The organism is Candidatus Vicinibacter proximus (assembly GCA_016713905.1).
Classification (GTDB): Bacteria; Bacteroidota; Bacteroidia; order Chitinophagales; family Saprospiraceae; genus Vicinibacter; species Vicinibacter proximus.
In genome coordinates this window covers 1062098-1077107 of the sequence record JADJOE010000003.1, presented here as the reverse complement: position 1 = coordinate 1077107, position 15010 = coordinate 1062098, and the positions used below count along the sequence as shown (strand labels likewise).

7 protein-coding genes are annotated in these 15010 nt (G+C 39.0%); all 7 read right to left on the bottom strand.

Translation table 11 applies throughout. The features are described from left to right. Positions 1-45: 45 nt before the first annotated feature. From IPJ83_12755 to IPJ83_12725, 7 genes are read right to left on the bottom strand one after another with little or no spacing between them, the layout of a single operon-like run. Positions 46-2208, bottom strand: a complete 2163-nt coding sequence (locus tag IPJ83_12755; protein MBK7881418.1) for a caspase family protein — start codon at positions 2206-2208, stop codon at positions 46-48. A gap of 12 nt (positions 2209-2220) precedes the next feature. After that, positions 2221-4386, bottom strand: a complete 2166-nt coding sequence (locus tag IPJ83_12750) for a caspase family protein (GenBank protein ID MBK7881417.1) — start codon at positions 4384-4386, stop codon at positions 2221-2223. Positions 4387-4395: 9 nt separating this feature from the next. Further along, positions 4396-6693, bottom strand: coding sequence for a caspase family protein (locus IPJ83_12745; GenBank protein ID MBK7881416.1), 2298 nt, complete (start codon positions 6691-6693; stop codon positions 4396-4398). A 33-nt stretch (positions 6694-6726) separates the two neighbouring features. Continuing rightward, positions 6727-9771 (bottom strand): tetratricopeptide repeat protein, encoded by a 3045-nt coding sequence (locus IPJ83_12740; protein ID MBK7881415.1) that lies wholly within the window; start codon positions 9769-9771, stop codon positions 6727-6729. A gap of 18 nt (positions 9772-9789) precedes the next feature. Then, a complete protein-coding gene (locus tag IPJ83_12735; GenBank protein MBK7881414.1) occupies positions 9790-11385 on the bottom strand; it encodes a tetratricopeptide repeat protein in 1596 nt (531 codons plus the stop codon). Next, positions 11367-12455, bottom strand: coding sequence for a caspase family protein (locus IPJ83_12730; protein MBK7881413.1), 1089 nt, complete (start codon positions 12453-12455; stop codon positions 11367-11369). Before IPJ83_12730 ends, IPJ83_12735 begins: the two co-directional genes overlap by 19 nt. Positions 12456-12458: 3 nt before the next feature. Continuing rightward, complete coding sequence (locus IPJ83_12725; GenBank protein MBK7881412.1) at positions 12459-14906, bottom strand: caspase family protein; 2448 nt, start codon at positions 14904-14906, stop codon at positions 12459-12461. Between the last annotated feature and the right edge of the window lie 104 nt (positions 14907-15010).

Sequence of the window (15010 nt, the reverse complement as noted above, 5' to 3'; positions counted from 1 at the left end):
TCCCAATTTAATTAGATTTTTTTAGAATTATACCATTTTATTATTCTAATCCTTTATTTTTTCAGGAAAATACTTTTTCATAAGAGCCTTCCACCTTTCTGTTTTTGCACGCAGCAGGGCAATATCTGGATCAACTTGCATCCAAGTATAATCGTCGTAACCAAGCATGATGCATTGTTCAAATGACATAAATGCTTTTTCTATTTCATTTTGATTGAGGTAGATATATGCCATCCAATAAGTAAAGTTAATTTCCGGGTTTGTTTTTAGGGCGGATAGATCAGAACTTATCCGAAATTCCTGCTCCGCTTCTTTATATTTTCCCATTTTCGTTAAAACAGTTCCTAAAGTGGAATGTGCAGTAAAATTCGAACTGTCCGCCGCTACCATATTTTGAGCAACATCCAATGCTTCATCCAATCGCCCAATTTGTAGGTAAATGTCGGCCAACAAGTTTTGTGAACAAGGCAAGCAATTGGCTGCTGAGGCTGTAGCTATGATTTTTTTAAACACTGGCTCTGCCTCGGAGAAACGATTTTGATAATAATAATAAGCACCCTCAGCTTCCCAATAAAGAGGAGAGGTAGAGTCAATTTGGGCAGCCAGATCTAGATATTCTTTTGCTTTGTTAAAATCATTAAGCATGGATGAAAAGATTTCCGAAAGCTTTACATAGGGAAGTATCCAAGTGGGGGAATTTGCAGTTGCTCTGCGTGCATAATATACTGAGGAGTCAGCTTCTGCCAAGCCAAATCCATGTATCCAACTCAGCTCCAATAATGCAAGAGGCATATCAGGCTCCCATGAAAGAGCTTCGTGGAATTTTTCACCAGCTTTTCTGAGCATCTCCTGGGTAAATTCACCGCCGTGAATCAAAGGGAATCCCTCAAAATAGGCTTTTCGTGCAAGTAGAGTTCGATAGAGGTAATGGTTATGTCCAAGCAATTCTGCTGCGCGGGCTAATTGGTGCGGGAAGTCTTGATAACGGTTGGATTTCGTTTTAGACGAGAGACTCATCTCATGTACTTCAGCTTTCATGTATTTATTTATCGTCTGCTGTGCATCATCCTGCAAGGCTGCTGCATAATTTCGTCTTAACGTTGAGTGCAACCGCTCTAATTTAGGTTCTCTGGTTAATTGTTCATAATAAGAATCTGCACAGGCATTCACCGGTTCCAAAAAAACTTTATCCTTAAGAGATTGATTAAATAGTTTATAAATAATTCGTAAGGAAGTATCTACCATAGATAAAACATCCTCTTCCATTCCTCTGGAATCAATAGAAGATAAAAAGGATATTTGACTAGACTTTCCGGATATTAAAGAAGTCAGTATTTTAGAATCTACAAAAGATAATGCATCCGTTCTATTGCCTAAAACCATTGGAACCTGGCTTACAGGTGAAACTTCAGCGCTGACATGATCTTCAATATATCTTCCTGCCTCCTGGAGGTTTACAATGAGGTCATTGTTGTGGTCTGCCATACCATAAAGCGCATCAATAAGGTGATAGCTAAATGCACCTCTGCCGCCACCCCATTGTTCCCCTTCAATACTGTATTCATTCGGCTGACAGGAAAGTATTTTTATTTCATTGGCGTATTGTTTAGCAAGATTGGCGCCGGTAATTTGTGATCCACCGACAGTGCTGCCGGCAAGCTTTCCGGAACGGCATGCATCGGTTATGACTACAACTTTTGCTTTGTTTTGAGTGGATAGGGTAGTGATGATGTCCTGGAACATGGGAAGAGCTAATGCTCCACCTGCGAGATACACCCTTGCGGGAGCATCCCAGCATAAAAGATAACCCGGTTGTGTAATAGTTTTCTTTTCTACATCACCATGTCCGGAGAAATAAATAATTACCTTGTCCTGTTCTTTCACCACCTCCATTAACCAGTCTAATGCAATGGCAAATTGTGCGACGGTAGCTTTTTCATTTAAGAGCAGTTTTAAGTGATCGTTATCCAGATTTCCTCCGGCATTGGATCTCAAGAAATTAGCAAATGCCTCAGCATCCTTGTCTGCAAATCGCAGATCTGGAATGTCCTTGTCCTGGTAGTCGGAAATACCGATGACGACTGCGTAGGTATTGCCTGCTTTTTTCTGTTCTGCAGAGGATATTGGTGCAGCGCCTTTTTGACCCTGAGAAAACAGGTTTGCAACAGCAAATAGAATCGAAAAGGTAAGCGGTGATTTATTTTTCATGCAGTGATCCGTTTAATCTTTGAATTTATGAGGAAAATATTTTTTCATTAATGCTTTCCACTGCTCAGACTTTACCCGCAATGGTGCAAGGTCATTGTCTTCCTGCATGTATTCGAAATCTTCATTTCCAGCGATCAATGATTTTTCCAAAGACTGGAAAGCCTTGTCGATTTGATTTTGAGCAATATAAACGATGACCATATTATAGTAGAAAAGATCGTCTGGGTTTGAGTAACCAGAAGCCAAGATCGAGACCTTTCTAAATTCCTGTTCAGCTGCTTCAAAACGACCAGTGGAGGAGAAAATTTTTCCTAACATCAAATGGTAAGAATAATTGGTGGAATCGTATTCAACTAATTTCTTTAAGAACTCTTCAGCCTCCGTGCTACGACCGGTTACCATGTAGATCTCACACAATTGAGTATAAGTACATGGCATGCAAATCGTACTGTCTAGGAATGTAAGCAATTTTTTTAATTTACGCTCCGCTTCCGGGTATTCTTTTTTGTGGAAATAATAAATCGCCCATGCTTGCCAAACCAATGCATCAGAGGAATCAATCTGGTTAGCCAGGTCAAGAAATTGTTTTGCTTTATCGAATTTCTTGATTAGGGAGTAAGTCTCAGAAATTCCAACATACGGAATTATCCAGGTAGGTGCGGCTGCTGTTGCCTTATGAGCGTAAAATTCCGCAGAGTCCATTTGAAAGAATTGCCAACCAAAGATTCTACTCATACCCAAAAAAGCATTCGGCATATCGGGTTGCCATTCGAGTGCCTTTTTGAAATGTGCCATAGCTTGTTCGGCTGTGGTCCTGTTGAAACCACCAATAGATTCTAAAGGAAAACCTTCAAAATATGATCGTCTTGCCTGTAATATTCTATAGAGGTAATGTTTGTCACCCAGGAGTTCCGCTGCACGCTCCAAATGTCGGGGAAAGTTGTGATACTTGTCAATCCTTGTTTTTGGAGAAAGACTAATTTCAAGTTTGTCTGCTTTTAAGTATTTATTCAAGACTTGTTGTGCATCATCTTGTAATGCAGCTGCATAATTTCTTTTCAAAGTCGAATGCAACTTTTCTAATTTGGGTTCATTTATTAATTGCACATAATAGGTTTCCGCACAAGCATTTTCAGGTACTAAAAATATTTTATCCTTGAGCGCTTGTTTAAATAATTTATAGGTCAAATGCATTGACGAGTCCACAGTGGCTAAAACATCGTCTTCCATTCCTCTTGAATCAATTGTAGATAAAAAACTCATTTGATTTGATTTTCCTGATTTTATAGAGGCCAGCATCTTTGAATCCACTTTTGAAAGAGCATCGGATCTATTTCCCAAAACCAAGGGTACCTGACTTACCGGCGCAACCTCTGCGCTGACATGATCTTCAATATATCTTCCAGCCTCCTGGAGGTTAACAATGAGGTCATTGTTGTTATCTGCCAAGCCATAGAGTGCATCAATCAGGTGATAACTAAAGGCGCCTCTTCCTCCTCCCCATTGTTCTCCTTCAATACTGAATTCATTGGGCTGACAGGAGAGTATTTTTATTTCATTGGCATATTGTTTAGCAAGATTGGCTCCGGTAATTTGTGACCCACCGACAGTGCTGCCGGCTAGCTTTCCTGACCGGCAGGCATCGGTAATCACAACTACTTTAGCTTTATTTTGTGTGGATAGGGTAGAGATGATGTCCTGAAACATAGGGAGGGCTAAGGCCCCACCTGCTAAGTAAACTCTGGATGGAGCATCCCAACACAATAAATATCCAGGCTGTGTAATTGTTTTCTTTTCTACATCACCATGTCCCGAAAAATAAAGTATGACCTGGTCATTTTCCTTTACCACTTCCATGAGCCAATCCAATGCCATGGCAAATTGTGCAACCGTTGCATCTTTATTGAGTAACAATTTTAAATGATCATTATCTAATCTGCCACCTGCGCTTGATCTCAGATAATTGGCAAAAGCTTCTGCGTCCTTGTCTGCAAATCGAAGATCCGGAATTCCGGGATCCTGGTAATCGGAGATGCCAACGACCACGGCGTAAGTTTGGCCAGATGAACTGGTCGAATTGGTTGAAATTGGCGATACACCCCTGCCTGCCGGCAAGGCAGGTTTGTTTTGAGAAAAAGACAAGATAGGTATCGCTAAAAAGATGAAAATGTATTTCATTTAAATTTTTTAATCTTTGAATTGATCCGGAAAGTAGTTTTTCATTAGGGTATTCCATCTTTTGGTTTGGGATCTTAACGACATTAGGTCAGTATCATTTTGGGCAAATTCAAAATCAATAAAGCCTGCGGCAAAGGCTTTCTCCAAATATTCAAATGCCAGATTTGTCTGACCAACGGTGGCTTTCAAACATGCAATGTTGTAAAATGCAGCTGAAAATGATGGATCAATTTGTGTTGCTTTAAGATAAAGCTTCTCGGCTTCCAAATGGCGCAACTTGGCAGTATATAGTAGGGCTAGTTGAAAATAAGACAGGGCGTCAGTAGAATCGATTTGAATGGACCTCAAAAAAGTCTTTTCTGCGCCATCATGGTCTTGCATAAGCTCTAATGTAATTCCCAATTGCCTTACCGGTTCACTGTCTATTGAATCCATCAATGCAGCACGCTCAAATTCTTGTCTTGCCTCCACTAACCGATTGGCATCAAGGAAGATATTCCCGAGAGCATTATGAAATTCTGGATTTTCAACATCAAGCAGTATACACTTTTTATAAGTGGCTTCAGCTTTTTTCAAATCTCCAATATGGATATAATATTGTGCAAACCAATAGCAAACATCCACCGAATTGGAGTCCAATTTTTCAGCATATTCTAAATACCGTTGAGCTTGATTAAGCTTATTCTTTTGACCAAAGTTAAGGGTTGCTAATTGGGTATATGGCAGAACCCAGTTTGGGGCAAATTCAGCTGCCTTTTTGAAATAATATTCAGCTGAATCAGCATTCAAAAACATATACTGGTATATCTGTCCGCAACGCATAAAAACATGAGGTTGATTTGGCACCCAAAGCAGCGAAATGTTCAATGCTTCAAGCGCTTTTTGTCCAAGTGACTTATTCGGTCCCAGACTTAACGGTGCTAAGATTTTTCCTTCAAAAAAATATTGTCTTGCCCTAAGCACAGCATGCATGTAGTGCTTTTCACCCAATAATTCTGCTGCCCTTTTTAACCAAATCGGAAATGGCCTCACTAAGTCTAAGTTGCGTTTACCATGAAACTTGGGGTCCTTTAGAAAGCTATTTAACCATTGTTGTGCTCCATCCTGCAGTGCTGCTGCATAATTCCTTTTCAAAGTAGAGTGCAAACGTTCTAACCTCGGCTCACTGATCAGCAGAGCATAATAGGACTCTGCACATTGATTGACAGGTTCTAGAAATGCTTTATCTTTGAGTGCTTTATTAAACAGATTGTATACTGTTCGTGTGCTGCTGTCCACTAGAGTCAAAACATCTTCTTCCATTCCTCGTGCTTCTATTGGCGAAATCATCGTCGTTTTATGGTCTCTGCCGGATTGCACATTAGCGAGAATCATAGGATTTACCGTTGCAACTTTTTCATTGCGATTACCCAATACCATCGGTAACTGACTCACCGGTGCCACCTCTGCAGCGACATGGTCTTCTAAGTATCTGCCAATCTCCTGTAAGGTAATCGATAAGTCTTTATTGACATCAGCAAGACCATACAAGGCATTAACGAGGTTATAAGAAAAAGCACCACGGCCACCGCCCCATTGTTCTCCTTCAATGGAGTATTCGTTGGGTTGACATGATAATATTTTGATTTCATTCGCAAATTGCTTGGAAAGATTGGAGGCAGTAGCTTGAGCCCCACCCACAGAACTACCTGCTAGTTTTCCGGACCTGCATGCATCTGTAATGACAATTACTTTTGCTTTATTCTGAATAGAGAGTGTGGAAATCACTTCTTGCAACATCGGTAAGGCAAATGCTCCTCCAGCCATATAGACGCGAGCAGGAGCATCCCAACATAGTAGAAAGCCAGGCTGGGTTAAACTTTTTTTCTCAACATCGCCATGTCCGGAAAAATAAATGATAGCCTGATTACCTTCTTTCACATTTTCCCATAGCCAGTCCAGTGCATTGGCGAATTGTGCCATTGTAGCTTCTTCATTTACCAACAATTTAAGATGGTCATGATCCAGGTTTCCTCCGGCATTTGATCTCAAATAATTGGCAAATGCTTCTGCATCTTTATCTGCAAAACGCAAGTCTGGGATGTCCTTGTCCTGGTAATCGGAGATGCCGACGACGACGGCGTAGGTGTTTTTTCTTTGGTTCTCATTTATCTGTATTTTTGAGATGGGTGTTGCCCCTTTTCCAGAAGGGACAGGTTGTTGACTAAAAATGTAAAATGGAAATATGAAGATTCCAAGTTTTGTATAGAAGGACATTATTTTACCATGGTTAGGAAGTCTATTTTTTATTGCAAATTTCATTTTCATTATTCCCAAATAATTTAGATTACTTTTAGAATTCTAATTTTTGAATGTTTCAGGAAAATACTTTTTCATCAGGGAGTTCCATTCAGCTACATTACGCAATACAGATAACTCATCATCTTTTTCCAATTGTTCTTGTGTAGCTTTTTTCTGTATAGCAAGTTCTATATATCGTATTGCTTCAGTATAGTTGTGTTCTGAAATCAACACGTATGACATTCCAAGATAAGCACTTAAATAATCCTGATCTAATTCAATAGCTTTTTGTAAAAATTTCTTAGCAGTTTCCATTTGACCCATTTTAAAATAAACTATCCCAAGGTGTTTATTTGGGTTTGGGAACTTTGAATTTAATGCGATCGATCGTTTTAATGCCCCTTCAGCTTCCTGAAATCTTTTCATTTTACTGTATAAAAGTCCTAGATTGGACCAACAGGTGTAATTTGATGAATCAAAAGAAATCGACTTTCTACAAGCATGTTCGGCTTTTTCGTACCAAGCCAAATCGAAATATAATAATCCAAGATTCGACCAGGTTGTGGTGTTTGTGGAATCTAAAGAAATTGACTTTAAATAAGCATTTTCTGATTTCAGAGGTTTGTTCATATTACTATATAATAATCCAAGATTCGACCAGGTTGTAGTGTTTGTGGAATCTAAAGAAATTGACTTTAAATAAGCATTTTCTGATTTCAGAGGTTTGTTCATATTACTATATAATAATCCAAGATTCGACCAGGTTGTGGTGTTTGTGGAATCTAAAGAAATTGACTTTAAATAAGCATTTTCTGATTTCAGAGGTTTGTTCATATTACTATATAATAATCCAAGATTTGACCAGGTTGTGGTGTTTGTGGAATCTAAAGAAATTGACTTTCTGTAACTTTGTTCGGACTCCTCAAGTTTGTTTAAATTACTATAAACTAGACCTAAATTAGACCAACTTAATGCATCCGTTGAATCTTGAGATAGGTACTTTAAATATGTACTCTCAGCTTCAATAAATCTTCCTTTATTTAAATACAATAGGCCTAGATAAGACCAGGGGTACCAGATACTTGAATCCAAGGAAATTGCCTTTTTATAAGCAATTTCAGCTACTTTAAACTTATTTTGGTTTTGGTAGGTAAGACCTAAATCAAACCACGCTCTTAAGTTTGTCGAATCTAAGGAAATAGCTTTTAAAATTGCAGTTTCTGCTTGTTCATAATTTTTCATTTCACTTAAGAATCTACCAAGTGAACTCCAAATTAAAACTTCTGTTGAATCCATGGACAAGGCTACTTCCAATACTTGTAATGCTTCTTTTTGTCTTCCATTTGATTTCAAAATATTTGAATATCCATAATACCAACATGGAAATTGAGGGCCATTCCTTTTTAAGTACTCTTCATATAATTGAATTGCTTTCAAGTTATTGATGGAGCCTCCTTGGGAGTAATACCATTCTGCTTCAAATTGAATTACATAGGGGTGTAACGAATCTATCGAGCGAGCATCGTCTAGAAAATATTTTGCCCATTTAAAATTTCCTTTTCCAATTAGCCCAAAGCCTACATCAACTAATGGAAGCAACCAATTTGGAGCAAGCTCTTTTACCTTTTTGATACATTGAATTGCAGAATCTATTTGATTTAAATTGTACAAATAAACCAAACTCATTTGATGCCAATTAATTGGAGAACTTGGCTCTAGTAGAATTGCTTGATTAAATTTTGAAATGCATTTGATTGCCAAATTCTTATTAGGATTTCTATTTTTTTGACTTAATAAAACACCTTCAAATAAAAGTTTTCTTGAAATTAGAACCTTAGACATGTAATGATTTTCACCAAGTAGAGAACTTGCTTTTTCCAGCAATTTTGAAATTGGCTCTAATGGAATACTTTTGCCAATACATTCTAGTTGTTTTACATCGGCTTTCAACCAAATATTAATTACTTGTTGCGCATCATCCTGTAAAGCAGCTGCATAATTTCGTTTAATTGTCGAATGCAATCGTTCTAATTTTGGTTCTTTAATTAATTTTTCATAATATGAATCTGCACAAGCATTCACTGGTTCAAAAAAAACTTTCTCTTTAAGAGCATTTTTAAAAAGATGATACACTTTATGAATGGAAGAGTCAAGGTCTTTCAAAACTTCTTCCTCAATTCCTCTTGATTCAATTGCAGACAACATTAAAGTTTGATTTGACTTACCTGACATAATAGATGCTAATATATTTTTATCTACTTTAGCTAATTGTTCATTGCGATTTCCAACTACCATTGGCATCTGACTGACAGGCGCGACTTCATTGGTTACATGATCTTCAAGATATCTTCCCACTTCCTGTAAAGTCACAAATAAGTCTTTGTTGTTATCTGCTAAACCATAAAGTGCATCTAGAAGATGATAAGAAAAAGCACCTCGCCCTCCGCCCCATTGCTGGCCTTCTATACTGTATTCATTCGGCTGGCATGACATGATCTTGATTTCATTTCCAAATTGTTTTGCAAGATTTGCTGCTGTAGCTTGTGAACCTCCTACTGAACTTCCTGCCAGGGTTCCCGAACGACAAGCATCGGTTATGACAAGGACCTTGGCTTTGTTTTGTATAGATAAAGTTGAAACCACTTCCTGCAACATAGGCAATGCAAATGCTCCACCGGCCATATACACTCGTGCAGGAGCATCCCAACACAATAAAAATCCGGGTTGTGTCAAACTCTTTTTCTCAACATCGCCATGTCCCGAAAAATAAATAATGGCCTGATCCCCTTCCTTACAAACTTCCCACAACCAATCCAGGGCATTGGCGAATTGTGCCATTGTAGCCTCTTCATTTACCAACAATTTAAGATGGTCATGATCCAGGTTTCCTCCTGCGTTTGATCTTAAGAAATTTGCAAAGGCCTCCGCGTCTTTATCGGCAAATCGCAGATCAGGAATGTCTTTGTCCTGATAATCCGAGATGCCGACGACGACTGCGTAAGTTTGGCCAGATGAACTGGTCGAATTGGTTGAATTTGGTGATACTCCTTTGTTTTGAGAAAAAGATAAAAGAGGTACTGCTAAAAAGATGATAAAGTATTTCATCGTCTTGATTTTTTTTTTTTAGTCTTTAAATTTATCGGGGAAGTGTTTTTTCATAATGGTTTTCCACTCCGGTTTTTCACGCAGCAACGTAAGCTCTTCATCTTTAATCAATTGCATATAGCCTAAGCCATTCGCGATGGCCTTTTCGATGTTTTCAAGTGATTCTGACAATTTTCCCTCAGAAAAGTCAAGGCAAGCCAAAGCAATATATGCAGCTGCATACTTGGGGTTAAGGGAAAGCGCTTTCTGAATGCATTTCCTTGATTCTGCCATTCTGTTCGTTTTATAGTAAACCATGCCAAGGTGCTTATTCGGATTAGCAAGCGTTGAATCTAAAAATATGGCCTTTTTTAAGGCCTGTTCAGCTAAGATAAAATTGGAGGTGGCCAAGTAGGCATACCCCAGTTGGTTATAGCTGAGGTTATAGGTAGAGTCTATAGAAATGGATTTTTTGTAGATTTCAATTGCTTTGTCATATTGTTGGTATTCAAGATACAAACTTCCGAAATCTAGCCAATAGAATTTGTTGGTGGTATCGCAGCTTATCGCCTTTTCATACTGTTGTTTTGCTTCTGAAAAGCGCTTAGTACGCGAATAGAGAAACCCTAATTCGAAATGGGCTTGTCCCTCCTTTTCGTCTAATGAGATTGCCTTTTTTAAGGATGTTTCCGCCTCATTGATGCGATTGGTTTGAAAGTACAATTTTCCCAAATCTACATACCCATTATACAGCATTGGGTCAAGTGCTACAGATTTTAATAACGGCTGCTCCGTTTCTGCAAGACGATTCGTTTTTGTATACAGATTTCCTAGGAGGCGCCAAGCGGGGGCAAAAGCTGAATCCAGCTGTATGGCAGTTTTAACTGCATGTATCGCTTTTTCCCATTCGCCTTTACTTTTCAATGTTGCCCCAAAGTTGTACCAATAAAAACCATCAGTGGAATCAAGAGAAATAGCCTTTTTGATGTAATGTTCCGCTGTTTCAAATTTGTTTTGTTTAAGATTATACAAGCTTAAAACATTAAATAACTCATCTGAAGTTGAATCTATTTGGATTGCCTGATCCAGAAGAACTTGTGCTTTTGACCATCGATTAAAATTCTCAAAAAGTAAAAAAGCGCCTTCAACTTTTGGCTTTATCCACGATGGGTACAAATTAATTGCCGCCTGAGTATAATGCTCAACTGAATCGGGTTCAGGTAGGTTATGTCCAAATACCCTACTCATCTGCCAATAGACATGTGGTTGGTCAGGTTCCCATTTTAAAGATTGGCGAAAGTGCGCCAATGCCATTTCTCCCAAGTTCTTATCCGGATTATTATGTGTATTTGCCAACAGATATCCTTCAAAAAAATACTTTCTGGCCATTAAGGATTTGTACATATAATGTTTGTTACCTAACAGTTCAGCCGCTCTTTCCAGGTACTTACTGAAACTCTGAATTCTTACTTTAACTTTACTAAAAGGAGTTTTTTGATTTGAACCGGGCTGCATGTTTTTAGTCAAATTGACTTTTAGCCAAAAATTTAAAGTCTGCTGTGCTTCTTCTTGTAAAGCTGCAGCATAGTTGCGTGTGATGGTCGAATGGAGGCGTTTCATTCTAGGTTCGGCCATAAGTAATTGGTAATAAGCCTCGGAACACTGCGTAGCTGGTTCCAAAAAACTTGATCTTCAAGCGATTTTTTGAAAAGTTTGTAAATCATTAAGGTAGTTGAGTCTAATGTGCCTAAAACATCCTCCTCAATCCCTCTTGTATCTATGGCCGACAACATTGCCATTTGATTGGCCTTTACAGTTTGAAAGGCAGCTAAAATGGACGGATCAACTATAGCTATTTTTTCATTCCGATTGCCCAAAACCATTGGCATTTGGTTAACTGGGGCAACTTCGGCAGTTACGTGGTCTTCAAGATAACGACCAACTTCCTGCAGAGTCACCACTAGGTCTTGATTGGCATCTGCCAATCCATACAAAGAATTGACCAAATTAAAAGAAAAAGCACCTCGACCTCCACCCCATTGTTCGCCCTCTATGGAGTATTCGTTTGGTTGGCAGGATAACATCTTGACTTCATTGGCAAATTGCTTTGATAAATTAGCTGCAGTAGCTTGTGCACCACCAACAGAACTACCGGCGAGTTTCCCTGCGCGACAAGCATCTAAGATCACTACCACTTTAGCCTTGGTTTGTATAGATAATGTAGAAATGACTTCCTGCAACATCGGAAGCGCAAATGCTCCACCTGCCATATAAACTCTGGCAGGTGCATCCCAACATAACAAAAACCCCGGTTGAGTCAAAGTCTTCTTTTCTACATCACCATGACCAGAGAAATAAACTATTGCCTGATCGTTCTCTTTGGCATTTTCCATCAGCCAATCCAGTGCATTGGCAAACTGAGCCATGGTGGCTTGTTTGTTTAACAATACTTTCAAATGATCAGTGTTGAGAGAGCCACCCGCAGGTGACCGCAGGAAATTAGCAAATGCCTCGGCATCCTTATCGGCAAAGCGCAGATCAGGAATATCCTTGTCCTGGTAGTCGGAGATACCGACCACGACAGCATAGGTGGCGCTGTTGGTCTCGAGGCTTCGGGATTGGGTATTGGCTTTTGGGGATGCACCCTTTTGATTTTGCGCATACACCAAAAATGGAAACAGAAAATAAATGATACAGTACTTCATAACTTATTCCTTCATTGTATCTGGAAAATATTTTTTCAACATACTTTTCCATTCAGGAAATGCATGGAGCGGTTTTAGATCTTGATCATTCTCGAGTTGTTCAAATTTAACACCGAGGTTGATTGCCTGTTCAACATAGCCAATTGCATCGATAGCCTTGCCATTTGCAACTAGGACATAGGCCAAACCAATAAATGAGCTTCTAAATTTTGGATTTATTGCTCTGGCTTTTAAAAAATACTTATTAGCCTCTTCCATTCTCAAAGTTCTATAACAAACCATACCAAGCATATAATGGGCTTGATAAAAGTTTGAATCAAGGGCAATCACTTTTTTCAACGCAATCTCTGACTCAACATATTGTTTGGTCTGTCTATACAGATCACCTAGGTTTCCCCACGCCATTACCATACTAGAATCAAGTGCTATGGATTTTTTAAGCGCATACTCCGCATCATTAAATTTTTGGGTCTGAATGTAGAGCTGACCTAAATTCACCCATGCTTCGACCAAATTGGGTTGCAGAGAAATTGCCTTTTTTAATGCTGACTCAGTTTTGTCAAAAGTCTTGAGTTTCCTGTAATTTTCGGCCAATGTAACCCAAACTACTGCATTAGTTGAGTCTAAAGCAAGTGCATTTAGCAATTCTACTTCAGTATCTTTGAATTTTCCCAAATCTTGCAAAATCATAGCTAAATTGTTGTGCCAGCAGGTGTATAATTTACCTCCTGACAATCTGTATTTTAGATATAAATCCAATGCTATCATTTTATTCCCTTGAATCAAATTCCAATCCGCCCATCTATTGATCACATAAGGGTGCAAGGAATCGATGGCCTCAGCTTCTTGCAAAGCTTTTTTTGCCAAAATACCTTGTCTGCTGTTGTTGAAATAGTGGGCGAGATCGGCAAATGGCAGTACCCAATTTGGTGCAAGATTCTTTGCAAATTGTGCAGCTATAAAGGCTGAGTCAGATAGTTTCAGTTTTGAGACATAGATTTGACTCAAACAATACCAAGGCAAGGGAGACTGTGGCTCCAGTTCTTTTGACTTTTCAAATAGCTTCATGCAATTTCTAGTAAGCGTCGCGTCAGAGATTAAATTTCGTTGTGCCAAAATCCCTTGAAATAAAAATTTTCTAGCCTGTATAGATGGGTACATATAATGAGTTTCACCTAATAGTTGGGCTGCTTCTTCAAGTTGCTCCGGTATGGCGTTAAGATTTAATGTTTTACCTATACATTCTAATTGCTTAACATCAGCTGCCAACCAAATATTTATGACTTGCTGCGCATCATCCTGCAGCGCTGCAGCGTAGTTTCTTTTGATTAGACCATAGAAAGGTTTCAAAGATTCCTCCCTCATGAGAGCTGCAAAATAACCTTCGGCGGAATTACCCCTGGGTTTAAAAAATCGTTTTTCTTTAATCGCCAAATTGAAAGCCAGGTATATTTTATGGATAGTTGTATCCAGGTTGTGTAACAAATTACCTTCAATTCCTTTACCATCAATTTCTGCGAAAACTGGTATTGCATTTAACTTGTTCTTCTTTATTTCCGCCATAATTTTTTGGTCTACCTTCGCCAATGGCTCTGTTTTGCTTCCAAGTAAAATGGGGATTTGACTTTGCGGAGCAGCTTCTCCAGTGACATGATCCTCCAGATAGCGGTCAATTTCACCTAAGGTAACTTGGCCGTCATTGTTACGATCTGCTAATCCAAACAAACCATCAATAAGATGATAACTAAATACCCCACGACCACCACCCCATTGAGGACCTTCGAGTGAAAATTCATTAGGTTGACAAGAGAGGATCTTTACTTCATTAGCATATTGTTTCGCAAGATTTGCAGTTGTGAGTTGCGCGCCACCGATTTGGTTACCGGATAATTTTCCGGCATGACAGGCATCGGTGATGACTATGACTTTGGCCTGATTTTGCACCGATAGGGTAGAGACAACTTCTTGTAAAAAAGATAAGGAATAAGTTCCGCCTCCCATATACACCCGCGACGGCGCATCCCAGCAAAGCAGAAAGCCTGGTTGGGTCAATTTTTTTCCTTCTACATCCCCATGCCCGGAGAAGTAGATGATTACCTGATCGTCCTTTTTGGCTTTCTCGATAAGGGCATCCAGCGCTTCAGCTAAACGACCTGCGGTAGCCTGGGTATTGGTCAACACTTGAAGGTGATCACCGTTTAACGATCCTCCTGAAGGAGATCGCAGAAAGTTAGCAAACGCCTCAGCATCCTTATCGGCAAATCGCAAATCGGGAATGTCTTTGTCCTGGTAGTCAGAGATGCCGACGACGACGGCGTAGGTGTTTTTTAATGTTGAATGTTTATCATCAATTAATGGAATTGGGGATACTCCCTTTGAAATTTCTTTATTCGATTGTGAAAATAGAAAACCGTTAAAGCAAATGCTAAATAGTAGTAAAGAATATTTCATGGGTTGAATTATTTATCTTTATTATAGTTTGAAAAATATTTTGACATCAGTTGATCAAACTGGTTGGATTTTCTAAGATTTATAAAGTCCGAATCACGATAAAT

Excerpts from the sequence above, each read along its gene's own strand:
- IPJ83_12755 (MBK7881418.1), bottom strand. The coding sequence starts at position 2,208 with ATGAAAAATAAATCACCGCTTACCTTTTCGATTCTATTTGCTGTTGCA.
- IPJ83_12730 (MBK7881413.1), bottom strand. The coding sequence starts at position 12,455 with ATGAAGTACTGTATCATTTATTTTCTGTTTCCATTTTTGGTGTATGCG.
- IPJ83_12740 (MBK7881415.1), bottom strand. The coding sequence starts at position 9,771 with ATGAAATACTTTATCATCTTTTTAGCAGTACCTCTTTTATCTTTTTCT.
- IPJ83_12725 (MBK7881412.1), bottom strand. The coding sequence starts at position 14,906 with ATGAAATATTCTTTACTACTATTTAGCATTTGCTTTAACGGTTTTCTA.
- IPJ83_12750 (MBK7881417.1), bottom strand. The coding sequence starts at position 4,386 with ATGAAATACATTTTCATCTTTTTAGCGATACCTATCTTGTCTTTTTCT.
- IPJ83_12735 (MBK7881414.1), bottom strand. The coding sequence starts at position 11,385 with ATGGCCGAACCTAGAATGAAACGCCTCCATTCGACCATCACACGCAAC.
- IPJ83_12745 (MBK7881416.1), bottom strand. The coding sequence starts at position 6,693 with ATGAAAATGAAATTTGCAATAAAAAATAGACTTCCTAACCATGGTAAA.